Origin of the sequence: Phyllobacterium chamaecytisi (assembly GCF_020164455.1) — a bacterium.
GTDB classification, from domain to species: Bacteria; Pseudomonadota; Alphaproteobacteria; order Rhizobiales; family Rhizobiaceae; genus Phyllobacterium; species Phyllobacterium chamaecytisi.
Genome location: NZ_JAIQWW010000019.1, coordinates 1 through 26,472, shown reverse-complemented (window position 1 = coordinate 26,472; position 26,472 = coordinate 1). Strand labels below are relative to the sequence as shown.

24 protein-coding genes and 1 pseudogene are annotated in these 26,472 nt (G+C 56.3%); 9 read left to right on the top strand and 16 right to left on the bottom strand.

The annotated features are described in order from the left end of the window. Positions 1-2 precede the first annotated feature (2 nt). Positions 3-1,277, top strand: coding sequence for a polysaccharide biosynthesis/export family protein (locus LB462_RS24070; protein WP_224513239.1), 1,275 nt, complete (start codon positions 3-5; stop codon positions 1,275-1,277). Positions 1,278-1,400: 123 nt separating this feature from the next. Here the strand turns inward: LB462_RS24070 and olsC are convergent, their stop codons facing one another. Both olsC and LB462_RS24060 read right to left on the bottom strand, forming a co-directional pair. Next, complete coding sequence (gene olsC, locus LB462_RS24065) at positions 1,401-2,237, bottom strand: ornithine lipid ester-linked acyl 2-hydroxylase OlsC (protein WP_224513237.1); 837 nt, start codon at positions 2,235-2,237, stop codon at positions 1,401-1,403. A gap of 173 nt (positions 2,238-2,410) precedes the next feature. Further along, positions 2,411-3,040: a hypothetical protein gene (locus LB462_RS24060; protein WP_224513235.1), complete on the bottom strand. Its 630-nt coding sequence runs from the start codon at positions 3,038-3,040 to the stop codon at positions 2,411-2,413. 329 nt (positions 3,041-3,369) lie between these two features. On the opposite strand from LB462_RS24060, the gene LB462_RS24055 reads away from it, so the two are divergent. The 3 genes from LB462_RS24055 to LB462_RS24045 are packed head-to-tail and all read left to right on the top strand — an operon-like array spanning position 3,370 to position 6,401. After that, positions 3,370-4,122 (top strand): COG4280 domain-containing protein, encoded by a 753-nt coding sequence (locus LB462_RS24055; RefSeq protein WP_224513232.1) that lies wholly within the window; start codon positions 3,370-3,372, stop codon positions 4,120-4,122. After that, positions 4,122-4,340, top strand: a complete 219-nt coding sequence (locus tag LB462_RS24050) for a hypothetical protein (RefSeq protein ID WP_370637279.1) — start codon at positions 4,122-4,124, stop codon at positions 4,338-4,340. The genes LB462_RS24055 and LB462_RS24050 overlap by 1 nt, the downstream gene beginning before the upstream one ends. An 18-nt stretch (positions 4,341-4,358) precedes the next feature. Then, positions 4,359-6,401, top strand: a complete 2,043-nt coding sequence (locus tag LB462_RS24045) for an acyltransferase family protein (RefSeq protein WP_224513230.1) — start codon at positions 4,359-4,361, stop codon at positions 6,399-6,401. On the opposite strand, the gene LB462_RS24040 is transcribed toward LB462_RS24045, so the two are convergent. Continuing rightward, entirely contained in the window at positions 6,398-7,009 is a 612-nt protein-coding gene (locus tag LB462_RS24040; RefSeq protein ID WP_224513228.1) for a TetR/AcrR family transcriptional regulator, read from the bottom strand. The two genes, LB462_RS24045 and LB462_RS24040, sit on opposite strands and share 4 nt — an antisense overlap. A gap of 160 nt (positions 7,010-7,169) precedes the next feature. Here LB462_RS24040 and LB462_RS24035 point away from each other — a divergent pair, with 160 nt between their 5' ends. Next, the gene (locus tag LB462_RS24035; protein WP_224513218.1) at positions 7,170-7,931 is read left to right on the top strand and encodes an SDR family NAD(P)-dependent oxidoreductase; all 762 of its coding nucleotides are present in this window, start codon (positions 7,170-7,172) and stop codon (positions 7,929-7,931) included. Positions 7,932-8,167: 236 nt separating this feature from the next. Here the strand turns inward: LB462_RS24035 and LB462_RS24030 are convergent, their stop codons facing one another. Both LB462_RS24030 and irrA read right to left on the bottom strand, forming a co-directional pair. After that, positions 8,168-8,881, bottom strand: coding sequence for a DNA helicase (locus LB462_RS24030; protein ID WP_224513216.1), 714 nt, complete (start codon positions 8,879-8,881; stop codon positions 8,168-8,170). A 391-nt stretch (positions 8,882-9,272) separates the two neighbouring features. Then, entirely contained in the window at positions 9,273-9,704 is a 432-nt protein-coding gene (gene irrA, locus LB462_RS24025) for an iron response transcriptional regulator IrrA (protein ID WP_112526576.1), read from the bottom strand. Positions 9,705-10,164: 460 nt separating this feature from the next. On the opposite strand from irrA, the gene fabA reads away from it, so the two are divergent. The 3 genes from fabA to fabI are packed head-to-tail and all read left to right on the top strand — an operon-like array spanning position 10,165 to position 12,766. Next, entirely contained in the window at positions 10,165-10,680 is a 516-nt protein-coding gene (gene fabA, locus LB462_RS24020; RefSeq protein WP_008122449.1) for a 3-hydroxyacyl-[acyl-carrier-protein] dehydratase FabA, read from the top strand. A 36-nt stretch (positions 10,681-10,716) separates the two neighbouring features. Beyond that, positions 10,717-11,943, top strand: coding sequence for a beta-ketoacyl-ACP synthase I (fabB, locus tag LB462_RS24015; protein WP_224513214.1), 1,227 nt, complete (start codon positions 10,717-10,719; stop codon positions 11,941-11,943). 7 nt (positions 11,944-11,950) lie between these two features. Next, complete coding sequence (gene fabI / locus LB462_RS24010) at positions 11,951-12,766, top strand: enoyl-ACP reductase FabI (RefSeq protein ID WP_224513212.1); 816 nt, start codon at positions 11,951-11,953, stop codon at positions 12,764-12,766. 149 nt (positions 12,767-12,915) lie between these two features. On the opposite strand, the gene LB462_RS24005 is transcribed toward fabI, so the two are convergent. The 9 genes and pseudogenes from LB462_RS24005 to rimP form a co-directional block, all read right to left on the bottom strand. Beyond that, entirely contained in the window at positions 12,916-13,932 is a 1,017-nt protein-coding gene (locus LB462_RS24005; protein ID WP_224513210.1) for a class I SAM-dependent methyltransferase, read from the bottom strand. A gap of 81 nt (positions 13,933-14,013) precedes the next feature. Beyond that, positions 14,014-16,155, bottom strand: a complete 2,142-nt coding sequence (pnp, locus tag LB462_RS24000; protein WP_112526584.1) for a polyribonucleotide nucleotidyltransferase — start codon at positions 16,153-16,155, stop codon at positions 14,014-14,016. Positions 16,156-16,372: 217 nt separating this feature from the next. Beyond that, positions 16,373-16,721: pseudogene (gene rpsO / locus LB462_RS23995) on the bottom strand (30S ribosomal protein S15). Positions 16,722-16,795: 74 nt separating this feature from the next. Continuing rightward, a complete protein-coding gene (truB, locus tag LB462_RS23990; protein ID WP_224513431.1) occupies positions 16,796-17,767 on the bottom strand; it encodes a tRNA pseudouridine(55) synthase TruB in 972 nt (323 codons plus the stop codon). A 1-nt stretch (position 17,768) separates the two neighbouring features. Next, positions 17,769-18,230 (bottom strand): 30S ribosome-binding factor RbfA, encoded by a 462-nt coding sequence (gene rbfA, locus LB462_RS23985; RefSeq protein WP_224513208.1) that lies wholly within the window; start codon positions 18,228-18,230, stop codon positions 17,769-17,771. A 96-nt stretch (positions 18,231-18,326) separates the two neighbouring features. Then, positions 18,327-21,050, bottom strand: coding sequence for a translation initiation factor IF-2 (gene infB, locus LB462_RS23980; protein WP_224513206.1), 2,724 nt, complete (start codon positions 21,048-21,050; stop codon positions 18,327-18,329). Next, a complete protein-coding gene (locus LB462_RS23975) occupies positions 21,047-21,700 on the bottom strand; it encodes an RNA-binding protein (RefSeq protein WP_224513204.1) in 654 nt (217 codons plus the stop codon). Before LB462_RS23975 ends, infB begins: the two co-directional genes overlap by 4 nt. A 17-nt stretch (positions 21,701-21,717) precedes the next feature. Next, a complete protein-coding gene (gene nusA, locus LB462_RS23970) occupies positions 21,718-23,319 on the bottom strand; it encodes a transcription termination factor NusA (protein WP_224513202.1) in 1,602 nt (533 codons plus the stop codon). Positions 23,320-23,383: 64 nt separating this feature from the next. Beyond that, positions 23,384-24,052: a ribosome maturation factor RimP gene (gene rimP, locus LB462_RS23965; RefSeq protein WP_224513200.1), complete on the bottom strand. Its 669-nt coding sequence runs from the start codon at positions 24,050-24,052 to the stop codon at positions 23,384-23,386. A gap of 268 nt (positions 24,053-24,320) precedes the next feature. Here rimP and LB462_RS23960 point away from each other — a divergent pair, with 268 nt between their 5' ends. Further along, positions 24,321-24,485, top strand: a complete 165-nt coding sequence (locus LB462_RS23960; RefSeq protein WP_181872304.1) for a hypothetical protein — start codon at positions 24,321-24,323, stop codon at positions 24,483-24,485. Between the two features lie 28 nt (positions 24,486-24,513). Here LB462_RS23960 and LB462_RS23955 read toward each other — a convergent pair whose 3' ends face one another. Both LB462_RS23955 and LB462_RS23950 read right to left on the bottom strand, forming a co-directional pair. After that, positions 24,514-26,031: a tripartite tricarboxylate transporter permease gene (locus LB462_RS23955; RefSeq protein ID WP_224513198.1), complete on the bottom strand. Its 1,518-nt coding sequence runs from the start codon at positions 26,029-26,031 to the stop codon at positions 24,514-24,516. 9 nt (positions 26,032-26,040) lie between these two features. Further along, positions 26,041-26,472: tripartite tricarboxylate transporter TctB family protein (locus tag LB462_RS23950; RefSeq protein WP_224513196.1), on the bottom strand; the 432-nt coding region annotated here is incomplete at its 5' end.

Sequence of the window (26,472 nt, the reverse complement as noted above, 5' to 3'; positions counted from 1 at the left end):
AAATGACCCCGATTTCCCCGTCAAGTGCGTGCTCAGGCATGCCACGCGGTTTCACCGCTGCAACGCGCTGGTTCTTTTATGGCTGCATGCTGCTTCTCATGATGCTGTTTGCGCCGGGTGCCCATGCTGCGGATTACGCGTTGGGCCCGATGGACAAGGTCACCATACGCGTGATCGAATGGCAGACCGCAGAAGGCACCTTTCGCGAGTGGCCCACGATCACAGGTGATTACAGGGTTGGACCCTCAGGCACCTTGTCTCTTCCCTTCGCGGGTGAAATAGCCGCTGGCGGCAAGACCACATCCGAAATTGCCAAGGAGATCTCTGAGAACCTCCGGCAGAAACTCGGCCTAAGCGATCTTCCGGAAGCCTCCGTCGAGATATCCGAGTTTCGGCCGATTTTCGTTTCAGGCGACGTGCAGACGCCAGGCAGATATGCATTCGAGCCGGAAATGACGGTTCTCAAGGCCGTCAGCCTTGCTGGCGGAATGCCGCGAACGACCGGGCAGCGCTTCGAGCGGGATTATTTCAATGCGCGCGGGGACTATGATGTGATAGTAGCCGCGCATGACCGGGCGGTGGTCAAACTTGCAAGACTGCAAGCCGAATTGGCCAATGTGCAGGAAATCAAGGTTCCGGACGATTTGATCGAGAAGTCGAACCTCAAGAGACTGGTCGACGATGAAACGGCAATCATGCGGACAAGGAAGAATTCCCTCGATCTCCAGATCAGTGGGCTGAACGACCTCAAGACGCTCTATACGAACGAAATCAGTTCGCTTGAGAAGAAAATGGGCGTGCAGAACCGGCAGCTGGATCTAACCCGCAAGGAGCTTACAAGCATTGGCGGACTGGCGGATCAGGGCCTTGTCGTGAACTCGCGCCTCCTCGGGTTGCAAACCTCGGTTGCAGACATGGAAGGCAAACTTCTGGATCTTGATACCGCGTCGTTGCGTGCCAAGCAGGAAATCAGTAAATCGACCCAGAACGAGACCGACCTTGATAATGAGCGCAAGTCGGAATTGGCAACCGAGATGCAGGCGACACAGGCCACGCTCGATGAAAGCAATCTGAAGCTTCAGATGAACAAAAACCTGATGACCGAAGCGCTGGTCAACGCGCCGGCGGCCGCGGGCAACGGCTCAGATCCCGTTGTCATGCAATACAGCATTGTCCGCAACTCCAACGGAAAAACCGAAGAGACGACCGCTGAAGAAGGGACCATTCTGCTGCCCGGCGATGTGGTCAAGGTCAAAATCGACACCGAGCATTCATGAACCTGGAGCAATTCCAGGAAAAGCGGGAACCGGTTTTCCGTCCGGAATTGCGTAAAAACAAAGAGTCAGAGCAATTCCGCGATTCGAAGTAAAACGGAATTGCTCTAGCTCGCCTAACGCGCATCACTGATTTCGCAAGGTCTCGGCTTCAGCGTAAAAACGTTTTTCCCATTCCTTGTGGTTGTCGAGGCCTTCACGAATAAATGGCGTGAAGATCGCCAGGTTCATAAGCGCCCAATTGATGAAACTGGCGGGAAATTTTAGCGGCTTCACGAAATCTACGAACAGGACGACGCGCGTCTTGTCAGTATGATTCCAGGCTTCGTGTTCGTACGCATCGTCGAAGATCAGGGCTTTGCCTTCTTGCCAATGACATATCCTGTCTTTGACCCGGATGGCGAGCTTGTCGCCCGGCTCCGGCACGATCAAACCGAGATGGAGCCGCAATACGCCATTGTAAGGCCCCCGATGGGCAGGCAGATGTTTGCCGGGTTCGAATATCGAAAACATGGCTGTCTTCAGGTTGGGGATCTTCTGCACCGCCGCCCATGTCTTGGGACATGCTTGAATGTTGTGTTTTGACTTCACGCCGAATCCGACGAGGAAGAAGGTTTTCCATTGCCTGTCCGTCGAGATTGTTTTGACGTCCGTCGAAATATCCTGAAAAGCCGGCAGTTCGCTTTGACGCAAAAGAACGCGGTCGAGTTCGATGCGAATGTCCGGCCAAGCTTTTTCTATCTCGCTTGTCCAGGGAAAGACCGCATTGTCATAGACTGGAGGGTTGCCAAATCTGGCATATTTGAGATTGAGCTTCTCTGCCCAGGAGACGATGCCCATGAAAAAGCGTGTGGTCTTGCTCGGGCGAGCCATTGGCGCAATTCCGGCTGTCCCGAATTCCTGCTCGACTTCTTCAGCCTCAGAGTCTTGAAGACTTGGTTCCTTCAACGTTCCTTCGGTCATGATCATTCCAATGCGTTGCTGGCTTTGCGGACCGGGACGCAGTGGCGGATACGTTCGGTTCCGATGACAGGAATCTATTTAGGCGACGATAGACCGGTATGCTAGAGCCTCGTGCGCCGATATTGCCGCACGAGGCTCTCGATCATTCGTCAATTTTTGCTCCGGATCAGAAGTTAGCGGGTCGGAGATGGCTTGAGGCTAGCGACTATGCCGTCAATCAGGTCCTCTGTCGTTTTGTACTCGTCAACATCGAGGACCTTGCAGCCGTGCTCGCTAACGAGTTCGGCGGTCTTTCGATCGAATAGCAGTGTGCGTTCGAGAAATCTTGAGATCATTCCACGGTTCTGTTCGCTGGCATTGTGGAAACCGCTTGCTTCATAGATCCGTGTGCGCAACGTATCGGAACTGGCCGTCAGCCAGACAGTTCCAACTTCCTTCATGCGGTGTCCACTCGTGATGAAAGGCCAAAGTGCCGATCCCTCGAGCACCAATTTCTCCATGCCTACATCGTGCACCGTTGCCCGGACAAGTTCCGCGACGAGTGGCGACATCTTGCGGTGATGCAGAATGACGGATTCCAGCAGTTCGTTGGCCTTTAAACTAAGATAGTGCTCGGCCACGTGGTTGGGGACTTTCTTGTTCGATTGGCGCCACGGCCTGCCGGGGTGCCTGGCAAGGCTGTCCGTTGAAATACAGCGCCAGCCGAGTTTCCCCGCTAATGCGCCTGCCACCCTTGATTTCCCGACATTGGACGAGCCGCCGATCAGGATCATTTTAAGATGCGGATCAATCCGTGTGTTCAAGGGCATTATCCTGGTCGAAAGTGGGAAAGACTTCAGAACTGTTTATCGCCGACTATTTTACTATTTTCTGTCATCTGCAACCAGAATGCACCTTCACGCAAAGAGCAACAAAAAACTGATCCCAAAACATAACCGGGTAACAAAACGTTTGATGGTCGTGACAAGTTGCACTTCCCCACCGAAGCAAAACAAATCCGTACTAAGCGAAAGATCAACGACATCCGGGTCACGTTTTCTTTTCCATCCGAACGCTTCATCCTTCTGGCCGCCTGAATCTTGACTTTTTATCGAGTAGTCTTTGTCTCATTCTGCCTGAACGGAAATCCTCCATGTCCAACATCACGACCATAGTATCGACTATGACTGCAGCCTTCCTCGGCTCTTTCGTCGAAGTCGTCGAAGCCTTCACCATTATCCTCGCCGTCGGGGTTTCCCGCAGCTGGAAGCCCGCATTCATCGGCACGGGGCTCGCACTCATCGTGCTGGCCGCTCTGGTCATAATCCTCGGACCGCTGCTCGGGCTGATCCCGATCGAACTTCTGCAATTCGTCATCGGAACCCTGCTGATCCTGTTTGGAATGCGCTGGCTGCGCAAAGCTATTCTCCGCGCATCCGGTTTTATCGCCCTTCACGATGAGGCAGAAGCCTTCGCCAGGGAGACCGATCAGCTCAAGCGTCAGGACGCCGAACGACGCGCGGACTGGATAGCTGGGACCGCTGCGTTCAAGGCGGTACTGCTCGAGGGTATCGAAGTGGTTTTCATCGTCATCGCCGTTGGCGCGGGACGCGGCATGCTCGGTTATGCCGCCCTTGGCGCAGTTATAGCCTGCCTCCTGGTGCTGATAATCGGTTTCGTCGTGCACAAGCCCTTGTCGCAGGTGCCGGAGAACACCTTGAAATTCGTGGTTGGACTTCTACTTACGGCATTCGGCGTCTTCTGGGTTGGTGAAGGCCTTGGCGCCGATTGGCCGGGCGCCGATCTGTCCCTGATCGCGATCCTTGCCGTGCTTGCAATCTTCTCGTTTGTCGCCGTGCGGATGCTGCGCGGCTATTACAGCTCCAACGTAAAGGCAGTCGCCTGATGAACATCTTACGCATCACACTACGAGAACTGATCGGCATGTTCATCGATGACGGCGCTCTGGCACTCTGGTCAATTGCATTGATTGGCGTCATTGCGACCGCTGTGGAATATGCCGGATTGTCTGGATTCGCCGGTGGTGTCCTGTTATTGGCAGGCTGCATCCTCATCCTCGCAGAGAGCACGTACCGTGCGGCGCGGAAAAAATCCCACGGATAGTGCTGGAGTAAACTGGAATTGGTTAGCTCACCGACGTCCGGGCAGTCGCGCGACAGCCTGACCTATCGACGCGACATCGACGGCTTGCGGGCCATCGCGATTTTACCGGTCGTATTTTATCACACGGGCATGTCGGGCTTTCAGGGCGGGTTCGTCGGCGTCGACGTTTTCTTCGTCATTTCCGGCTATCTGATGGCCTTGCGGATCATCGGAGGAATCGACCAGGGCGATTTCAGCCTCTGGCGGTTTTACGAAAGCCGCATTCGCCGCATTTTTCCGGCGCTTTTCGCAATGATCGCAGCGTCGGCGGTGATGGCATGGCTATTTTTCATGCCGGTCGAATTTGAATATTTTGCTCGAAGTGTGAAGGCAGCTGCTCTTTTTGTTTCCAACATCCAGCTCAACAGGGAGAGCGGATATTTCGATATCAGCGCCCAGCTGAAGCCGTTGTTGCACACATGGTCGCTCGCCATCGAAGAACAGTTCTATATCGTCTTTCCGCTGTTGCTCCTTCTTTTGAGCAGGATCAGCCGGGAATGGATAAAGCCGGCGCTCATTCTGCTGTTTGTCGGATCGCTCGCAGCGAGTATCTGGGCCGTTGAGCACAGGCCTGTCGAGGCGTTTTACCTGGCGCCTTACCGCGCTTGGGAGCTGCTTCTCGGCGCTTTGCTCGCATTGGGCGTCGTGCCCCGGCCGAAACAGCAATTTGTCGGCGAAATCCTGGCTGCCGTCGGACTCATCCTGATAGGCTTTGCGGTCTTCGTTTATGATGACGGAACATTGTTTCCCGGCCTTGCCGCACTCGTTCCCTGCATCGGTGCTGCTCTCATCATTCAGGGGCGAGCCTCGCGCGGACCGGCGGGATTGTTTCTCACATCCTCGCCGCTTGTGTTCATCGGCCTGATTTCCTATTCGCTTTATCTCTGGCACTGGCCGATTATCGTCTTCACGCGCTACCTGAATGGTCACGAACTCACCTTCATCCAAAACGGTCTGCTCGTAGCTATTTCGTTTATCGTGGCTGTTTTTTCCTGGCACTTCATCGAGCGACCGTTCCGCGGGCATGCCGGCCCGGTTCCCCGCAAACCGGTTTTTGCCGCTGCGACGGCGGTTATCGTAGCGGTCGTGGCTTTCGGCAATTATATCATCACCGAAGTCGGGCTTCCCAGCCGCCTCACTCCGGTTGCCCAGAAAATCTACAACGCCACCTATGACGAAAGCCGGTTTTCCAGTCCCGAATGCATGCAGGACACCAGTGGAAAAGGCCCTTCCCTTTCCGACGTCCAATCGGGCAACCTTTGCCACCTGGGAATCCCCAGAGCGGATAGTGTCAATTTCCTCGTTTGGGGCGACTCGCACTCCGGTTCCATGGCACCCGCCATCGACCTTGCAGCGACGAAGGCCGGTGCCAGTGGTATTTTGGCCGCACGGGCCTCGTGTCCGCCGCTTCCGGATGTGGAACTGAAAGACGAAAAAGACACGCTGCGCTGCGTTGATTACAATGCGGCGGTGCGAGACCTCATCGTTAGCAAGCGCATACCGTTGGTCTTCATGATTGCCTATTGGCCGAAATACGTCCTCCGCTCGGAGTTGCCTAATCAGGGGCTTTATTTTGATCCCAAGATCCGCCCGCAGCTTGACGACGAATCGGCGCCCATTGCGACCGCTCTGGACCAGACCCTCGCTGACCTCAAACGACATGGCACGCAGGTGGTGCTTGTGATGGATGTGCCGGAAATGGGGCACTATATGCCGGAAGCTCTTGCCAAAGCGGCAACGAGAGGCACGTCTACCGATATCGCACCGTCATGGGCCTACACTTCCGAACGGCAAGCGGCCTCCCGCGACATGCTCAGCGAATACGCTGCGAAATACGGGGCAATAACCGTCGATGCGCTTCAGGGTATCTGCGACAATGGCCGCTGCGACAGCATGCGAAACGGCCTGCCCTTGTACAGGGACTCAGACCATATCACCGCCACGACCGCCCGCAGTTTGAGCTACCTCTATACCCCGGTGTTCAAGACACTGGCTGGCGCCTTGGGAATCCCTATCGACTAGCTTCCGGGCTGATGGCCAGAGCGACGACCCGCAGGCCAAGCGGAAAGCGCTTGCTCGGCAACAGCCTCCAGCATGTCGCGGCTGAAGCCGGCCTTGGCCTGCACCGCCATGCCGTGAGTGACAGCCATTACGAACGCCGCAAGGGCTTCAGGTTTTGCTGTCTCCGGTAGGTCGCCCTCGGCCTTCGCCCGGTCGAAGCGCTCACGAAGCTGCGCCTGACCAGCCGCGCGATAATCTATCAACGCTTGTCGCACAGGTTCCGCTTCATCCGATCCCGCTACAGCCCCGTTGATACCGAGACATCCCGTGTGGCCGGGGTAACGCGTATTGAGATCGGCCGCACCGTACAGGATGTGCGCAGCAACCTCTCGCGCCGTGGGTAACTGTAGCGCCACTGGAATATAGCCCACATATCGCTCGGAGTAGCGATCCAGGGCTCGGCGGAAGAGAGCTTCCTTGTTGCCGAATGCAGAATAGAGGGCGGGCCTCTCAACGCCGGCAGCCTCTGTCAGGTCAGCGTAAGATGCGCCCTCGTAGCCCTTGCGCCAGAAAACGCACAGCGCCGCGTCGAGCACTTTCTCCACATCAAATTCGCGATGGCGCCCCATCAGCGCAAACCGATCTTTTTCATAATGATCGTTATTAAAACACTTGACCGCCTCTGTCAAATTTCATACCAAGCGTTATCGTAATGCTTGTTATGAAAACAGGCCGCTTTCGCTCACCAGGATCAGGCGGCGCCCTGATCGTCCACAGAAAGGGATTCTCATGTCGAACATATTGAAGGGCAAGGTCGCCCTTGTTACCGGCGGCTCGCGCGGGCTCGGCGCCACCATCGCGGAAGCGTTTGCCGATCAGGGGGCTGATGTCGCAATAAGCTACGTCGCGTCAGCCGAGAAAGCCGAAGCTGTCGTGGAGAAGCTCAGGGCCAAGGGCGTTCGCGCGATTGCGATCAAGAGCGATCAGGCCGACCTTACTTCCGCCAAGCCTTTGATCGACTCGGTGATTGCTGAATTCGGCAAGCTCGATATCCTCGTCAATAATGCGGCAATCGTCGTACAGGGCAAGACTGTCGACGATCCCGAACTCGATACGGTCAATCTTGACCGTCTGTGGCAGACCAACGTCATGGGCGCGGTGGCGACCACGCGCGCGGCAGCGCCGGCGCTCCCCGATGGCGGGCGGATTATCTTCATAGGTTCTGTGAGCGGCACCCGCTCCCTGTTCCCCGGCCTCGCGGACTATGTGGGAACCAAGGCTGCCATCAACGGCTATGCGAAGGGCATTGCCCGCGATCTGGGCGGACGCAACATCACCGTCAACGTTGTCCAGCCCGGTGCCATGCCGACCGATATGATGAGGCAGGTTATGGGCGACGTTGATGCTCCCGACGCGTTCCTCGACCTTCACCCCATCCGCCGCATCGCAAAGCTCGAGGAAGTTGCCGCGCTCGTCACCTTCCTCGCCGGGCCAGACGCCAGCTACATGACCGGCGGTGTAATCGACGTCGGCGGTGGTCTCGGAATCTGAGCGTCGAAAGCAATAATCCATTCCACTTTCGTACTCGACCGGGTCAGGACCTGTTGATCCGGTCGAGATGGGATAGCGGTAGTCGAGCAGGCTAAGAGCCTGTTTGGAAAGTCGCTGCGGCGAGTCAGATGGCGTGGTTTTCGAGAACCGGAGCGCAGCGTACATTAAGTACGTGAGCACCGGAAGCGCAGAAAACCGCGTCAGATGACCGCCGCAGTAGAGTTTCAAAACCGGCTCTAAGTTATGTCCTGAAGCTGGGCCTTGCCATTGTGCAGGAAGCAGGCCTTCGTGAAGAGCCCTAAATTGACAAGATTGGGTAGGCGAATGTCCCGAATATCCGGCAGAGGCCTGATTGATGGATCAAACGACCGATCAATCTGCGAGATAAACCCCATTACAACGCCGGTCTTTCTGGTGAAATCCTGAAGAGCGAGAATCTGGTCGGAGAGTGCTGGCTTGCTTCGTTGCTGGTCGAGTATTTGAAGATAGTCGATAACGGCAACTGTTCCTCGGTCCGAGGCTGACAAGTGGCGAATAATGTAGTCCGCGCTGATTTCATTCGACGTCACGATTTCCAGAGCGTCGCCAAGATCCTGATAACCTTCGTCCAACGAGCGGATGTGTTCCCGTGCCTGCTGCTCGGTAAACTCCAGCGTGAAGAATATCGCCTTTCTGCCGTCTCGGGCAGCGTCGAGCAAAAGCTGAAGTCCAAGCGTGGTCTTCCCATGTCCGGGGCGACCGGCCACCAGCAGCAGATCGCCGTCATTGAGCCGGGATAGAACTGTTTTCGACAGTGATCCCGCTGCGATCCGGGATGAAAGCAGGTTCCACCTCGCAAACCCTTCCTCTCGCGCAATTTGGTCCAGCGCTTCGTGCAAGGGAACATTATTTTTCCGGACCAGGAGCTTGGCACGGCGTTTCAATTGGAAAATTGGGGCAGAAAGCTTCATCAAAGGACCTCCGTTGCGAGCCAGAAACGCAACCCCTCCTTATGCGTCGCTCGAACAGATGGTTCGATGATGATGTCACCCCGTATGTGCGATACTTCCCGAAAGGAGGGAGGAGGCGTGGGCCAAGCCTATGTCGCAGACGTTAGAGGGCATCATGATTCGCGACAAGCACAAATGACAGCTTTGTGCCTCGCGGATCGGACAACGAGTCCCAAGGCGCAACAACCGATGCGTTGGCGCTCGTGCCTATAAGAGCATGACCGAAAATCCGTCAGGGCGTGGCGAAAATGGTGATTTTCGAGCACCGAAGCGCAGCGTACGTTGGGTACGTGAGCATCGGAGCGCAGGAAAGCGCCATTTGCAGCCCGCCTTGGCGAATTTTCCGGCTAGATCAGCCGCGCTTCTTGCGCAGGCGGATGATGATGTCGACGTTGACGATTTCCATGCCTTCCGGAACCGGAGGCAAATTGCCGACCATGGTCGAACCACTGGGGATATCGATCACCTCATTTTCGCCTTCGACGAAAAAGTGATGATGGTCGGAAACGTTCGTGTCGAAATAGGTCTTTGCGCCCTCGACGGCGAGGATGCGGAGCATTCCGGCCTGGGTAAATTGATGCAGTGTATTGTACACCGTCGCCAGCGAAACCGGCACATTGGCACCAAGCGCCTCTTCGTGCAGTTCCTCGGCGGAAAGGTGCCTGTCACCCTTGGCAAAGATCAGGCTGGCGAGCGCGATACGCTGACGGGTCGGCCGTAATCCTGCAAAGCGCAAGCGCTCCTGCAAGGATACATCAGCGTCAATTTCATAAGAAATATGCATGGCCCGTCTGCCACTCCGTTAACTCATATCAGAAGTCCCACCACAGACACATTGTCCGTCGTGTTACATGATTGATATATGCTGTCTTGCGAAATCGATCAATAGGCAGCATTTACACCATTTGTCTAAGGAAAAAGCTGGAGCCGTTGAAAATATTCCGTCATACGAAATTCGCATTAATCTGGGCTGGGGGTGTCGAGATTCAGGTCAGGGTGCGCCGAAAATGGTAGTTTTCGAGACCCGGAGCGCAATGTACATAAAGTACATGAGCACCGGAAGCGCTGAAAAATGCCATTTGCAGGCCGCCATGGGATGAATATCGACACTCCCAAAAGCGAGGGTTCCATTTGACCGTAGTTTGCTCTATGCAGCGTTTTCAGGCGGAAATACACTATGATAGGTTCCGCTCGCGCCGGAACACATCCAGGCGCAAGCCTTGACGTTACCGATGGGAGAAAGAATGCCAGAACAGAAATCAAGCTACGGGTATGAAGAGCTCCTTGCCTGTGCCCGCGGAGAGATGTTCGGTCAGGGCAACGCCCAGTTGCCAGCACCACCTATGCTGATGTTCGACCGTATCACCGAGATTTCTGAAACAGGCGGCGAGAATGGCAAGGGCTATATCCGTGCTGAATTCGATATCAAGCCTGACCTGTGGTTCTTCCCGTGCCATTTCATTGGCGATCCCGTGATGCCAGGCTGTCTCGGCCTTGATGCCATGTGGCAATTGACCGGATTTTATCTCGGCTGGCTCGGTGAGCCCGGCAAGGGCCGCGCCCTCTCCACCGGCGAGGTCAAGTTCACCGGCATGGTCACGCCGAAAAACAAACTTGTCGAATATGGCATCGACTTCAAACGCGTCATGCGCGGCCGTCTGGTGCTTGGAATTGCCGATGGCTGGTTAAAGGTCGATGGCGAGACTATCTATAAAGCAACTGACCTGCGGGTTGGCCTATTCAAGGAAAGCGCTGCCTGACAAATTTGGCAACGTATTACCTTTAAGGAGATCGCGATGCGGCGAGTGGTTGTGACGGGCATGGGTATCGTGTCCTCTATCGGCAACAATGTAGGGGAGGTGCTGGAATCGCTGCGTGCAGCGAAATCGGGCATCGTCTTTGCTGAGGAATATGCGAAGCACGGCTTCCGCAGCCAGGTCCATGGTGCACCCACACTCGATCCGTCAACGCTGGTAGATCGTCGTGCAATGCGCTTCCACGGTGGCGGTACCGCCTGGAACCATGTCGCCATGGATCAGGCCATCGCTGACGCGGGGCTCGATACGGATCTCATTTCCAATGAGCGCACCGGCATCATCATGGGTTCGGGCGGCTCCTCCACCCGCACGATCGTCGAGGCTGCCGAAAAGACCATCGAATCCGGTTCCAGCAAGAAGGTCGGTCCCTTCGCCGTGCCGAAAGCAATGTCTTCGACCGCCTCGGCAACGCTCGCCACATGGTTCAAGATCAAGGGCGTCAATTACTCCATTTCCTCGGCCTGCGCGACATCCAACCATTGTGTCGGCAACGCCTATGAGATGATCCAGTACGGCAAGCAGGACATGATGTTCGCCGGCGGCTGCGAGGATCTCGACTGGACCTTGTCCGTGCTTTTCGACGGCATGGGCGCCATGTCCTCCAAATTCAACGACCGGCCATCTGTGGCCTCACGAGCCTATGACAAGAACCGCGATGGCTTCGTCATTTCGGGTGGCGCGGGCGTTCTCGTTCTCGAAGAGCTTGAACATGCCAAGGCGCGTGGCGCAAAGATTTATGGCGAACTTGTCGGTTACGGCGTGACCTCGGATGGTGCCGACATGGTCGCACCGAGCGGCGAAGGCGCGGCGCGCTGCATGCGTATGGCGATCGCCAACGTCAAGGGTCCGGTCGACTACATCAACCCGCACGCCACCTCGACGCCTGTTGGTGATCTCAAGGAAATCGAGGCCATCCGCGAAGTCTTCGGTTCGGGCAACCAGTGCCCGCCTATTTCGGCGACCAAATCACTGACAGGCCATTCGCAGGGTGCTACCGGCGTGCACGAGTCGATCTATTCACTTCTGATGATGAATCACAATTTCATCGCGGAGAGCGCTAATATCGAAGAACTCGATCCGGCATTCGAAGACATGCCCATTACGCGCCGGCGGATAGATAACATCAAACTGAATACAGTCCTGACCAATTCCTTCGGATTTGGCGGCACGAATGCTTCGCTGGTTTATCAGCGTTACGAGGGTTGAGGAAACAATGGCAGATTTAATGAAGGGCAAACGCGGCCTTATCATGGGGGTCGCGAACAGCCACTCCATTGCCTGGGGGATCGCCAAGGAATTGGCCGACAATGGTGCCGAACTCGCATTCACCTACCAGGGCGAAGCCTTCGGCAAGCGCGTCGCACCCTTGGCAGAACAACTTGGCTCGAAACTGCTGCTGCCCTGCGATGTCGAGGATATCGCAACGGTCGACGCGGTTTTCGAGACGCTGGAAAAAGAATGGGGCACGATCGATTTCGTCGTCCATGCCATCGGCTTTTCTGACAAGTCGCAGCTCAAGGGCCGCTATGCCGATGTGACGACGCGAGACAATTTCAGCCGCACCATGGTCATCTCCGCCTACTCCTTCACCGAGGTCGCCCAACGCGCAGCAAAGCTGATGACCGACGGCGGTTCCATCCTGACGCTGACCTATGGCGGTTCGACCCGGGTCATGCCCAACTACAATGTGATGGGCGTGGCCAAGGCCGCTCTTGAAGCGATGGTCCGCTATCTCGCCGCTGACTATGGTCCGGAAGGGATTCGCGTTAATGCAATTTCTGCGGGTCCTGTGCGCACATTGGCGGGTGCCGGTATCGGCGATGCCCGCGCCATGTTCTCCTACCAGAAGCGCAATGCTCCCCTACGCCGGACGGTCGATATCGAAGACGTCGGCCGGTCTGCCCTCTACCTCCTGTCGGACCTTTCGAGCGGCGTCACCGGCGAAATCCACTACGTGGATTCCGGCTACAACATCGTATCGATGCCAACTCTGGAAGAGCTGAAAAAGTCCGACGACAGCAAGGAGTGATTCTGACACGGCCCTACCCGGAACCGGAACAGATTTTGCGCAAGTTTTTGCAAAAATGACGCAAGAACTTGCGAAACTGATGCAAGAAATGCCGAATCTGACATGCTTTTTACTACCGCGAGTGGCATTTTAGTTGCGACCGGTAGAAATTACTTCTTGGCTTCGATGATTTTATAGCCGGCATCATCCTCAACCGGCAGCACCGATTTGAACAGTGATTTCAGTCCCGCCTCGTAGGGCATCTGCCGGTTGGCAACGAGAAGCAGCTTGCCGCCCGGCTTCAGTCGTTTGGCCGCCGCTGCAATGAAACCTTGCCCCATCGTCGGATCAGCGCTGCGCCCTGCATGGAAGGGTGGATTCATGACGATCGTATCGTAAATCTCTGTAATCGCTTCACTATTCACGTCATGCCAATGGAAGCTTACAGGGATCTCGCCCCCGTTGACGTTCAATTTGGCAGCTTCCAGTGCTTCGAAATCAGCTTCGTACAGCGCCAGCGATTTGAGCTTTTCCGGGTGCTTCAAAACTTCGCTGGCAAGGTAACCCCAACCCGCGCCGAAGTCTGCCACGTGCCCGCTGATGCGGCCGGCGAAGTGCTTGACCAGCATGGCCGAACCCTTGTCGATCGCGGCATGCGAGAACATGCCGGGGGCCGTCGTGAAGCGATCTTCGAGCTTTGTCGGCTCGCCCGTAAGCTCTTCAATTTGCTCAGTATTTACTGTTTCTGGCCGCATGAACCAGAAGGCAACAGCATGATGTTTTGATAGCCTGTCAACGACCGGAACGATGCTTTCCACTGTCTTTCGGAAGCTGTCGACCCCAAGCTTCTTGTCGCCTGAAACCGCGATCTGGCCACCGGGTTTGACGTGCTTCAGTGCCTGAGCAAGCCAGTTCTCATTGCGTCCTTTGTGCTTGCCCAGCAAGATCAACGCGCCATCAAACTGCTCATTGCCAGGTAACCTTGGCACAGCGCTAAAGCCTGCCTTCTGCAATGCCAAATAGTCCGGTTTGAAAGGTTGAAGACAAGTCAGGCTTGTCCTCCACTCATCACCTACATCGCGATCTACTTCAGCACCGAGAAAAAGCCATGCGGAGCCTTTGTCTGGCAAAGCCAGTATCTCGTCTTCAAAAGGCAGGAAGAGCGTCTGCAGGGCGCCGTTGGCCATAAGGGATCCATCTATAGATATGTTGTGACAAGAAAAAAGCGCGCCACAAGGGCGCGCTTTCATTATAGCCTATTCAGGAGACTACTCAGCGTCTTCCTGAGCCTTCTTTTCCTGAACGATTTCCTTGCCGGTTTCCTGGTCAACGACTTTCATCGACAGGCGAACCTTGCCGCGTTCGTCGAAGCCCATGAGCTTGACCCAGACCTTCTGGCCTTCCTTGACCACGTCTGAAGTCTTGGCAACACGATCCGAAGCAAGCTGCGAGATGTGAACCAGACCATCGCGTGGGCCGAAGAAGTTTACGAACGCACCAAAGTCAGCAGTCTTTACAACTGTGCCTTCATAGATCTCGCCTACTTCCGGTTCGGCGACAATCGAGTGGATCCACTTGCGTGCAGCTTCGATTTCCTTGGCCGATGACGATGCGATCTTGACTGTACCATCGTCTTCGATGTTGATCTTCGCGCCAGTCTTTTCGACGATCTCGCGAATGACCTTGCCACCGGAACCGATAACGTCACGGATCTTGTCGGTTGGAATGTTCATGACTTCAATGCGCGGTGCAAATTCGCCAAGTTCCGAGCGGCCTTCGGTGATAGCCTTCGCCATCTCGCCGAGGATGTGCAGACGGCCGTCCTTGGCCTGCGCCAAAGCAACCTTCATGATCTCTTCGGTGATGCCGTCGATCTTGATATCCATCTGCAGCGCAGTGATACCATTTTCCGAGCCGGCTACCTTGAAATCCATGTCGCCGAGGTGATCTTCGTCGCCGAGGATATCGGAGAGAACAGCGAACTTTTCGCCTTCGAGGATCAGGCCCATGGCAATACCAGCGACCGGACGGAGCAGCGGAACACCAGCATCCATAAGGGCGAGCGATGTGCCGCAAACCGTAGCCATCGAGGACGAACCATTGGATTCGGTGATCTCGGAGACCGTACGGAGCGTGTAGGGGAACTGTTCCTTGGCAGGCAGAACCGGGTGGATAGCGCGCCATGCGAGCTTGCCGTGTCCGATTTCGCGACGGCCAGGAGAACCCATGCGACCTGTTTCACCGACCGAATAGGGCGGGAAATTGTAGTGAAGCATGAAGGTTTCTTTGTACATGCCTGTCAGCGAGTCGACATATTGCTCGTCTTCGCCGGTACCCAGCGTGGCAACGACGATGGCCTGTGTTTCACCGCGGGTGAACAAAGCCGAGCCGTGTGTGCGTGGCAGAAGACCAACTTCCGAAACGATCGGACGGACTGTCGAAAGATCACGGCCGTCGATACGGCTGCCCGTGTCGAGAATGTTCCAGCGAACGATCTTCGCCTGAACCGACTTGAATACCGTTGCGATTTCTTCGGCAGAAAACTCTGGTTCTTCAACGCCTTCCGGGAAGAAATGCGCCTTGACCTTGGCCTTGGCGGCATCAACGGCGTTGTAGCGATCCTGCTTGTCGGTGATCTTGTAAGCATCGCGGAGATCAGCCTCAACAACCTTCAGAACAGCTGCTTCTGCGGCCGAAAGGTCGTCCGTCTGGAAGTCGCGGGGTTCCTTAGCGGCAACTTCAGCGAGCTTGATGATCGCATCGATAACCGGCTGGAAAGCGCGATGGCCGAACATCACGGCGCCGAGCATGACGTCTTCAGCCAATTCCTTGGCTTCCGATTCAACCATGAGAACCGCGTCGCCCGTACCGGCAACGACGAGATCGAGGCTCGATTCCGGCATTTCGTCAACGGTTGGGTTCAGTCTGTATTCGCCACCGATATAGCCGACGCGCGCGCCGCCGATCGGGCCCATGAAAGGCACGCCGGAAAGCGTCAGGGCAGCAGAGGCGCCGATCATCGAGACGATGTCAGGGTTGTTTTCGAGATCGTGCTGGATAACGGTCAGAACAACCTGCGTGTCGTTCTTGTAGCCATCGGCAAAAAGCGGGCGGATCGGGCGGTCGATCAAACGCGAAACCAATGTTTCGTTTTCGCTCGGACGGCCTTCACGCTTGAAATAGCCACCGGGGATCTTGCCGGCTGCGTAGGTCTTTTCCTGGTAGTTGACGGTCAGAGGGAAGAAGTCCTGACCGGCCTTCGGTGCCTTGGCGGAAACGACCGTCGCGAGTACGACGGTTTCGCCGTAGGTGGCGAGAACGGCGCCGTCAGCCTGACGGGCGATCTTGCCGGTTTCGAGAATGAGCGGACGTCCGCCCCATTCGATTTCAACTTTGTGTTGATTAAACATATCTTGTCCTTCAGTGGAGAAAGACGCGCTTCCCTTTGGATAGCAGCATCGATCTCCCGTTTCGATTTAGACCAATCACGGGCAAGACAATTTGCAACTCGCACTTTCGAGTTGCCAGCAATCCTGCCCCATGACCTGTCTCATGGTAGAATTCATTCCTCACCGGAATGAAAGAAACCGGCGGAACGCAATGCGTATCCGCCGGTTTAATCCGTTATTAGCGGCGCAGGCCGAGCTTTTCGATCAGCGTCTGGTAACGGCCCTGATCAACTTTCTTGAGATAATCAAGAAGGCTGCGGCGCGTCGAGACAAGCTTGAGCAGACCACGACGGGAATGGTTATCCTTCTTGTGGTCCTTGAAATGTTCGGTCAAATTGACAATGCGCTCTGTCAGAACGGCAACCTGGACTTCCGGAGAACCGGTATCGCCTGGCTTCGTTGCATATTCAGTGATCACTGCCTGCTTGCGTTCAGCGGTTATCGACATCGTATATCCTTTCTTTTGAAGAGGAAAAACAGGATGCCCACGGCCGGGATGTCGTCCAGCGGGGGCCGGTTAAAGCGATAGCAAAAGCTGGTCGCTGCGGGCCGTATAGTCGAAAATGTGACAAATTACCAGCCGCAAATGATTCTGGCCATTTCAGGCCGTAAACACACGCTTTGGCTGGAACTGGCCTTTCTCAATAAAGCCGATGGCCAAAAGTTTGCCCTTGGCAGTCACGCAAGCTTCATCGGCTTCAACAGGTGCATCGCGCCCGCGCAGGATCACGGGATTGCCCATGCGAATGCGATGCGCCTGATCATCGGAGACTGCAACCTGCGGCAGGCTTTCCAACGCTGCGCCCGTATCGATCAGAAAAGCATCCATCACCGAGAAGCGCTCGGCAAGCCGCTCATAAGATCGATCCTCACCTTCTTCTTCCGTCGGGACAGGAGGGTGGGCAGCTTCCAACTCCGCGAGTGTGACGAAATCGGACTCGTTGAACGGTGCAACCTCAATGCGGCGCAGGTCGGAAATGTGGCCATAGCAACCAAGATCGCGGCCCATGTCGCGTGCGAGAGAGCGCACATAGGTGCCTTTGCCGCATTCAACTTCGAAGATCGCCGTAGCGGCATCGGCCTGTTCGATCAATTCCAGCCTGTCAATTTCCACTTCGCGGGACGGTATCTCGACGTCTTCGCCGCTGCGGGCGAGATCGTAGGCCCGTTCGCCGGCGATTTTGATGGCCGAGAACTTGGGCGGCGTTTGTTGGATGACGCCGATGTATTTCGGTAGCAGTGCTTTGATTGACGCTTCGTCCGGACGCGAGTCCGAGGTCACAGTCACCTCGCCCTCGAGATCATCTGTGGAGCGTTCGGCACCCCAGGTTACTGTAAAGCGATAGATCTTTGTTCCGTCCATGACATAGGGAACCGTCTTTGTCGCCTCACCCAAAGCAATCGGCAGCATGCCGGATGCCAGAGGGTCCAGCGTGCCCGCATGGCCGGCTTTCTCGGCCTTGAACAACCATTTAATCTTGGAGACGGCCTCGGTTGATCCCATGCCCTTCGGCTTGTCGAAGATCAGCCAGCCGGAAACCGGACGGCCCTTTTTCTTGCGCTGCCGTGTCATCTCAGTCGTTACCGTCGCCGTCATGGCCTGGCACGTCGCCCGGATTAGGATCACCACCGTCGTCATCCTCATCGTCGACGAGGTCGCGGGTGACTTCCGGCTTGCGCAACAGAGCGTCAATCTTGGCGTAATTGTCAAAGCTGGTGTCAATGCGGAACCGGAATTCCGGCATATATTTCATCTGCTTGAGATGAGCCGCGGCCCGGCCGCGAATGAACTTGGCATTCTTGTTAAGGGCGCTGATGACGCCTTCGCTGTCGATGGCACCAACCGGCGACACAAAGCAGGTAGCGATTTTCAGATCTGGCGACATGCGCACTTCGGAAATAGCAATCACCGCATTTTCCAGCGTGTCATCACGAACATCGCCACGCGCAAGCACTTGCGAAACCGCATGGCGCACTTGCTCACTGACGCGCAACTGACGTTGAGAAGGGCCTGTTCCTGTAGCAAAGCGAGCCATTAATTGCTGTATCCCAAAAATTCGCATCCCAATAAACAATGGATCGCCGGCTTTTCATTCCGGCGATCCTATCATCAGTGATTTGGTCGCTGCTCCTTAGAGCGTGCGGGTCACATGTTCGACGCGGAAAGCTTCGATCGTATCGCCTGCGCGCATATCGTCGTAATTCTCGAACGCCATACCGCATTCCTGACCGGCCGGGACTTCGGTAACTTCGTCCTTGAAGCGCTTGAGCGTCTTGAGCTTTCCTTCGTGGATGACGACGTTATCGCGGATAAGGCGGACGCCCGCACCACGTTCGACCTTGCCTTCCGTGACACGGCAGCCAGCGACCTTGCCGACCTTGGTGATGTTGAAGACTTCGAGAATTTCCGCGTTACCAATGAAGGTTTCGCGGCGTTCTGGCGAAAGAAGACCCGACATCGCTGCCTTCACATCATCAACGAGGTCGTAAATGATGTTGTAGTAGCGGATTTCGATGCCTTCACGCTCGGCCAAATCACGGGCCTGCTTATTGGCACGCACGTTGAAGCCGATGATCGCTGCGTTAGAGGCCTCAGCGAGGGCGATATCGCTCTCGGTGATGCCGCCAGCACCCGAGTGGATGATGCGCGCACGCACTTCGTCGGTTCCAAGCTTATCCAGGGCACCGGCAATGGCTTCGATCGAGCCTTGCACATCACCCTTGATGAGAAGCGGAAATTCCTTCAGTCCGGTTACCTGCAACTGGCTCATCATCTGTTCAAGCGAACCGCGTGAACCGGCTTGACGTGCCACAGCCTTTTCACGGGCGAGACGTGTACGGTATTCGGAAATTTCACGCGCCTTGGCTTCGCTTTCAACGACAGCAAAACGATCACCAGCCTGCGGCGGTCCGCCTAGACCAAGAACCTCGACCGGCATTGCAGGTCCGGCATCCTTGAGATTTTCACCGCGGTCATTGACCAATGCACGAACACGGCCCCACTCGCTGCCCGCGACGATGATATCGCCCGGCCTGAGAGTGCCCTTCTGAACCAGGACGGTAGCAACCGAACCGCGGCCACGATCAAGCTTGGCTTCGATCACGACACCTTCGGCAGTCCGGGTAGGATCGGCTTTGAGGTCGAGAACTTCCGCCTGCAGCAGGATCGTTTCAAGAAGCTTGTCGAGACCGGCACCGGTCTTGGCCGAAACCTCGACGTCCAGCGTTTCACCGCCCATGGATTCCACGAAGACTTCGTGCTGCAAAAGACCGTTGCGAACCTTCTGCGGATCAGCAGACGGCTTGTCGATCTTGTTGATCGCGACGATGATCGGAACACCCGCAGCCTTGGCATGGTTGATCGACTCGATCGTCTGCGGCATGACGCTATCATCGGCAGCAACGACTAGAATGGCGATATCGGTTGCCTGCGCACCGCGGGCACGCATGGCTGTAAAGGCTGCGTGGCCCGGCGTATCGATAAACGTGATCTTCTGGCCGTTCTGCTCAACCTGATAGGCGCCGATATGCTGGGTAATGCCGCCAGCTTCGCCGGAAACGACGTTGGCCTTGCGGATCGCATCGAGCAGCGAGGTCTTGCCGTGGTCGACGTGACCCATGATGGTGACAACCGGCGGACGCGACACAAAGGATGCCGTGTCGTCCTGCACATTGAAGATACCTTCTTCAACGTCGGACTCAGCAACACGGCGGACCGTGTGACCGAATTCTTCAGCAATCAACTGAGCCGTATCGGCGTCGATCAAATCGCCCGGCTTCATCATCTGACCTTCCTTCATCAGGAATTTGATGACGTCGACGGAACGTTCGGCCATACGCTGGGCGAGTTCCTGGATCGTGATCGTCTCCGGCAGGATGACTTCACGCGCGATCTTCTCGCGGGTTTCCTGCTGCATGCCGCGCTTGAATTTCTCCTGGCGGCGGCGCATGGCGGAAAGCGAACGGCTGCGACTTTCATCATTGAGCGCGGTGCCCAATGTCAGCTTGCCGCGGCGGCGTTCATCTTCACCCTTGACGACCTTTGGCGCCCGGACTTCTGGCTTGGCCGGAGCAGCACTGGTGCCACGGCGGGCGCCAGCAGGACCACGACGATCGTCGTCTTCTTCGGCAGCATTCGGCTTGCGCGCCGCTGCCTTCAATGTTGCGTCGTCGGCTGTCTTCAACTCGGCAGGCTGGCGCTTGCGAGATTCTTCTTCCGCCCGCTGCTTGGCCTCCGCCTCTTTGCGCAGGCGCTCTTCTTCCTCAGCCTGACGGCGGGCAGAAGCTTCGCGTTCCTGAGCACGCAGTGCGTCGTCTTCAGCACGGCGGGCGGCTTCGATCGCTGCCTTGGCGCGATCTTCGGCATCACGGGCCTTGGAACCTTCGAGCGCCTTGCGGCGCGCTTCGAGCTCGGCTGTGGACAGCGTATTAAGCACCATACCGGAACGGTCATTCGGGCGCTGACCCGAAGGACGATACGGCTGTTGGGCGGGGCGCTGCTGGGCTGGCGCAGCGGGACGCGCACTCGTCTGGGGCGCTGGTGCCGGCGCGGCTGGAGCCGCCGGACGCGGTGCCGGCGCAGCAGCACTTGGCTGCGGTGCAGCCGGCTGGGGCGCGGGGCGCACGGGCGCAGCTGCCGGCGTTGGGGCTGGGGTCGCCGCAACAGGAGGCGCAACCTCCGGCTTCTGATCCGGGAGGCTGAACTTGCGCTTCTTTGTTTCAACGACAACAGACTTCGTACGCCCATGGCTGAAGTTCTGACGCACGGTGCTCTGTTCAACGCCAGGCCGCTTCAGGGTCAGGGTCTTCTTATTGACGCCTAGCGTCTTGTCGTCTGTCGATTTTGTATCGCTCATTCCGTTTCCGTTTCCTTCGCGACAGTCGCCGCTTTAGCGTCGGCCACATCCGTGGGGCCATCGCGAAAATGCTGTAGAAGCCAGGCTCGTTTTATCAACCCGGCAGCTGCCTTCCCCTTGAGTACGGCAGCATGTATCACATTTACCCCGCCCAATGCCAAATCCATTTCACTGCTTTCGAACAATGAAAGGGCGGGTATTTCAGGTCCGCCCGCATAAACAACCGAACGGCGGGCCTGGTCAAGTTTGCGGACACCATCTTCCGCTGCTTCAAAGGCATGAAGCACGAGTGCAGCGGTGCCGTTGCGGATCGCAATATCCACTTTTGCGGCCCCTGTTACCACAACCCCGGCCTTTCGCGCCAACCCAAAACTGCCCAACGCTGATTTTGTAAGCATCTGGTCCACTGTCTGTCCCAAATTATCGGGAGCCGTGACGCCGCTTTTCAATCCGCGCGGAAAAAGTTTTCGCTTGACCGCTTCATCAATATAGCGCCGCTGGGCTTTCACCCAACAGCCTCGGCCGGGAAGATTGCGCTTCAGGTCAGCGACAACCGTACCATCGGGACCAGCGACAAACCGGATCATGTCATCGACAGAACCACTTGTCCGCGTGACAATGCACGTTCTGTCGTTCATTTCCGGTTCCACGTCTGGATCGCTCGAAATCAGCCAGCGACCTCTTCTTCTGCCGTTGGTTCAGCTTCGGCAGCAGCAAGATCCTCTTCCGTGATCCATCCGGCTTTCAGGCGTGCAGCAAGAACCATCTGTTCCGCGTCAGCACGGCTAACTTCGAACGAAGACAGAATACCGGGATAGTTGATTGTCTCACCATCCTTGCGTTCACGCCAGCCGGTCAGTTCGTCGACCGCATAGCCAGCGAAGTCCTCGATCGTCTTGACGCCATCTTCACCGACAGCAACGAGAATAGCGTTGGTCATGCCTGGCAGGTCACGAAGCTCGTCCGCAACACCCAATTCCTTGCGGCGGGCGTCGCGTTCCTCCTCGATACGACCAAGATATTCCTGGGCGCGCTGCTGAATTTCAGTTGCCGTATCCTCGTCGAAACCATCGATGGAGGAAATGTCGTCGGCATCCACATACGCGATTTCCTCGACACTGGCAAAACCTTCGGAGGCAAGGACCTGGCCGACCATCTCGTCGACATCAAGCGCTTCCATGAAGAGGTTCGAGCGTTCGACGAATTCCTTCTGGCGGCGCTCGGATTCTTCCTGCTCCGTAAGAATATCGATGTCCCAACCGGTCAACTGCGAAGCGAGACGGACGTTCTGCCCGCGACGACCGATTGCAAGTGATAGTTGGTCATCCGGGACCACAACTTCAATACGTTCGGCGTCTTCATCGAGAACAACTTTGGAAACTTCTGCCGGCTGCAGCGCATTGACGATGAACGAAGCGGGCTCAGGTGACCATGGAATAATGTCGATCTTTTCGCCCTGAAGCTCACCAACAACCGCCTGAACACGCGAACCGCGCATACCAACGCAGGCGCCGACCGGGTCGATCGAAGAATCGCGGGAGATAACAGCGATCTTGGCGCGTGAGCCTGGATCGCGGGCGACTGACTTGATCTCGATGATGCCATCATAAATTTCCGGCACTTCCATGGTGAAGAGCTTTGCCATGAACTGCGGATGCGTGCGGCTCAGGAAAATCTGCGGGCCTCGCTGTTCGCGGCGCACATCGTAAACATAAGCGCGGACACGATCGCCATAACGGAACGTTTCGCGGGGGATCAGCTCGTCGCGCCGGACAATGGCTTCGCCGCGCCCGAGGTCGACGATCACGTTGCCATATTCAACGCGCTTGACACTGCCGTTGATGATCTCGCCAACACGATCCTTGTATTCGTCGTACTGGCGGTCACGCTCGGCTTCGCGCACTTTCTGCACGATGACCTGCTTGGCAGATTGCGCAGCGATACGGCCAAAATCCATTGGCGGCAGCTGGTCGGCAAGGAAATCGCCGGGCTGCGCATCTGGATTGCGATCCCGCGCAGCTTCCATGCTGATCTGGGTGACCGGATCTTCGACATGGTCGACCACCTCAAGCAGGCGCTGAAGCTTGATCTCACCGGTCTTGGCGTTGATATCGGCCCGGATATTGGTTTCCTGGCCATAACGCGAGCGCGCGGCTTTCTGAATGGCATCGGCCATCGCCGCAATCACGATCTCGCGGTCAATCGACTTCTCGCGCGCCACCGCATCGGCGATCTGCAGAAGTTCTAGCCTGTTTGCACTGACTGCCATGTTCTTCTCCTTGAAGTTCCCCTTGGGGTTCATCGCCGCATTGCTTCTGCGGGCGTATGAAATATCAATCCTGTTTTGTCTGTTCCTGCCCAGCCGTCGAAGCTTCCGCCTCGTCTGCCTGGCCAGTGCTATCTTCCGGGATCCGGCCTTCGCGCAAATCCTTGTCGCGGCGCAGCGCATCACGAATGAGGTCGTCCGTCAGGACAAGCCGTGCATCCGAAATCAGCTCGAACGGGACCTCTACGACTGGTTTGTCGCCATAGCTCGCCTGGTCGCTCTCGACCGTGACACCTTCGGCGGAAACCTCGGCTATGCGGCCGCGAAATTTTTTGCGTCCTTCGTGAACGGCCGATGTATCGATCTTGGCGATATGACCGATCCATTTGGTAAAATCTGATTTGCGCACCAACGGCCGGTCAATACCCGGTGAGGAGACTTCGAGATGATAGTTCCGGTCGATTGGATCCTCGACATCGAGCACCGGCGACAATGTTCGACTGACGAGTTCACAATCTTCCACAGTCATCGTGCCATCGTGGCGCTCGGCCATGATCTGCAGCGTCAAGCCATTGAGACCGGAAAGCCGGGCGCGTACCAACCGAAAGCCGATGGACTGCAGCACCGGTTCAATGATACCGGCAACGCGGGCATCGATACCCGTTTCAGTAATGATCCGTTCGTCCGCACCCTCTATCGGGGCCGTTTCCTGTTTCGTATTAGCGTCGTCTGTCACGCAAAGATTTTCCCTGTTACGGCCCTAAGAAACAAAAAAGAGCGGGACCGGTCTGGACCCACTCCTGTTCTATCGACCAAGAATATGAGGCTTATATACCGAAATGGTGCGCGAGTTTCAAGCGCAGAGGTGATTTTCTGCTGAGTTGTTTACAGACGCCGATCTCGTCATGCATTTTCGCATGGCTGCCCTGCATTGTTGACCCTAATTTTATCAGCACGTTCATCTTATCTATGCTGCAGTGCAATATAGATTAAAGGATGAAAAAATGTCCAAAACTCAACAGCTTTCAAAGATTGGTAACTTCTTCCGTGCGTTTGGAAGTGCGGTCGCTGTCGCCGAAGCTACTCGACTTGGCCACCAGCCTGTCGCGTCTGACCTGCGTGCGCTCGGTATCGATCCAGTACAGTTCAAATCCATCTACCGGCGTTAATCTCCGGTAGATGGCGTAGCAGACCTTCTCAATCCTCGTTCGCAGCGAGGGCGGCCAGGACTTTACCCTTGCCTCGCGCCCGCAGGATAAGCGGGACGACAACTGCGCATACTGCAAGCAACAGCAATATCACCGAGATCGGCGAGCCGACAAAGACGGTGAAATCACCCTGACTGATCTGTAGTGCGCGGCGGAAATGTATCTCCGCCATGGGTCCGAGAATCAAACCCACGACAACCGGCGCAATCGGATAGCCGAAAAGCCGCAGGAAATATCCCAGCAGACCAAACAGCAGCAGCATCCCAAGCTCGAACGTCGAGGGATTGGCGCCTATGGTTCCAAGTGTCGCAAAGACCAGGATGCCGGCATAAAGCCAATGCCTTGGGATGGATAGCAAGCGGACCCATAATCCGACCAGCGGTAAATTCAGAACCAGCAGCATGAAATTGGCCACGAGCAGGCTGGCGATCAAACCCCAGACCAACTGTGGATTGGTTGCAAACAACAGCGGGCCTGGCTGCAGGCCGAACTGCTGAAATCCTGCCAGCATGATGGCTGCGGTCGCGCTTGTGGGAAGACCAAGTGTCAGCAGGGGAACAAGTGTGCCTGCGGCCGATGCATTGTTGGCCGCCTCGGGACCGGCGACACCTTCAATGGCACCATGGCCGAATTCTTCAGGCTTTTTCGAAAGTTGCTTCTCTACCGAATAAGACAGGAACGTACCGATCTCGGCCCCGCCCGCTGGCATCGCTCCGATCGGGAAACCGATAAATGTTCCCCGAAGCCAGGGTTTCCAGGAGCGTGACCAATCTTCCCTGTTCATCCAGACTGACCCTTTGACGGGCTCGATTTTTCCTTCGCCCGTGCTTTTCGATGCAGCGACACTCAATGTTTCACCAATCGCAAACAGGGCAACGGCAAGCGTTGTGATCTCGACGCCATCAGTCAGATCTGGGATGCCGAAACCCAGGCGCACTTGTCCCGACAGACCGTCGGCTCCTATCAAACCAAGCGCAAGGCCAATGAACAGCGCAGTCAATCCGCGCAAGGTGGAATCGCCAAACGCTGCCGAAACCGTCATGAAGGCCAACATCATAAGGGCAAAATATTCGGCCTCGCCAAAGGAAAGCGCAAATTTGACAATGGTCGGAGCAATAAGCGCCAATGCCATTGTCGCGATCAACCCCGCCACGAACGAACCGATCGCGGCTGTCGCCAGGGCGGGACCACCTCGCCCGGCACGAGCCATCTTGTTGCCTTCGAGCGCAGTGACGATCGACGCGCTCTCCCCTGGCGTGTTCAAAAGAATCGACGTGGTCGACCCGCCATACATGCCGCCATAGTAGATACCGGCAAACATAATGAGCGACCCTGCAGGATCGAGTTTATAAGTAACCGGCAGCAACAAAGCGACCGTTAGGGCTGGTCCGATGCCGGGCAGAACGCCAACGGCGGTTCCCAATGTTACGCCAATGAGCGCATAAAGCAGATTGAACGGCTGGAATGCGACGGCAAAACCATGTGCCAGTAGAGTAAAACTATCCATAGCCGGTCCTTAAATGAGACGTTCAAGCGGTCCAGCCGGGAGGGACAACTGCAGTCCCTTGGCAAAAATGACCCAGATTATGAATGATAAAACAATGCCGACTGGGATTGTCATCCAGAGCGGTCCCTTGCCGAAGCCGCGCGCAGTAGCGGCAAAAAGCAGTCCTGTCGCAATGGCGAAGCCCGTTATATGTAAAAGCAGCATCTGGGCGACGAGACCGCCTACAATCCAGACAACAGGCTGGATCTGCTGTTCTTCGCGTTCGGGAAAATCACCGCGCATAGCCTCAAACGCGGTCCAGATCGCAAGAATAAAAAGACCGCCGGCAATCGTGTAAGGAAAAACTGCCGGACCGATGCGTGTCGCACTGCCGCCAACGGCGGTGGCCGTACTATAGGCGATTATCGCAGCAACAATTGCGATACCGACGGCAATCGCCAG